The following is a 1,007-nucleotide window of genomic DNA, read 5'->3' as shown; positions in this document are numbered from 1 at the left end:
CACCGGAGCAAGTCATCGAAGATCTGGAAAAACGCTAATTCCCCCCTTCCGCCCGCATCGTCGGGCGGAACTTTTCACGCCCGTCATTATTCCTACCTCATTCGAGTAATATCTCCGCCCAATATAATGCCGCCCTATATTGATTTCAGTACGGCGAATAAAAGGTGCAATGTAAATCCCTGTTTGTTGCAAACGGAAAAAAGAGATAACTACCGCAAATAAAATGTGATGCCGCTATCGATTAGGATGATTCTTAATGACTAGTCGCGTTCAAAAATCTAGTATTATGGCCATCTATTGCTTCAAATCACTGATTTTAAAGCAACCTTTCTGAACAATGTAATGCCATACATGTGAATTGCTGTGTGTAGTCTTTGCCCATCTCCTACGGTGGGCTTTTTTTTATTCTTTTTTCGTCGAATTGATTATTTTACGCGCCGTTATTTACATTCAGAAATAAAAAGGCCGCAGCGTTAACTGCGGCCTGACGTTAATGCCTCAGCGAGGCCGAGACATTATTTCTTTTTCGACAAATTGATCCAGGTCTGCACCACAGTGTCCGGGTTAAGCGACAGGCTGTCGATGCCCTGCTCCATCAGCCACTCGGCGAAGTCTTCATGGTCAGACGGGCCCTGGCCGCAGATGCCGACGTATTTGCCGTGGCGCTTGGCCGCCTGAATCGCCATCGACAGCAGCGCTTTCACCGCCTCGTTGCGCTCGTCGAACAGTTCCGACACCACGCCAGAATCGCGATCCAGCCCCAGCGCCAGCTGAGTCATGTCGTTGGAGCCGATGGAGAAGCCGTCGAAGTGCTCGAGGAACTGATCCGCCAACAGCGCATTGGACGGGATCTCGCACATCATGATCACTTTCAGCCCGTTTTCGCCGCGCTTCAGCCCCTGACGCGCCAACTCGGCCACCACCGCTTCCGCCTGCGCCACGGTGCGCACGAACGGCACCATGATTTCGACGTTGGTCAGCCCCATGTCGTTACGCACGCGTTTCAC

Annotated in this window: 1 protein-coding gene and 1 other RNA gene; one reads left to right on the top strand and one right to left on the bottom strand. The window is 51.4% G+C overall.

The features are described 5' to 3' along the window. Positions 1-296 precede the first annotated feature (296 nt). Positions 297-406, top strand: an RNA gene (gene rprA / locus ADK28_RS29385) — antisense sRNA RprA. A gap of 109 nt (positions 407-515) precedes the next feature. On the opposite strand, the gene ADK28_RS00635 is transcribed toward rprA, so the two are convergent. Next, positions 516-1,007: putative PEP-binding protein (locus ADK28_RS00635; protein WP_343286222.1), on the bottom strand; the 492-nt coding region annotated here is incomplete at its 5' end.

This window comes from Serratia sp. 506_PEND, from assembly GCF_001076875.1.
Lineage (GTDB): Bacteria > Pseudomonadota > Gammaproteobacteria > Enterobacterales > Enterobacteriaceae > Serratia > Serratia marcescens.
This window is presented reverse-complemented; position numbering and strand designations above follow the sequence as displayed.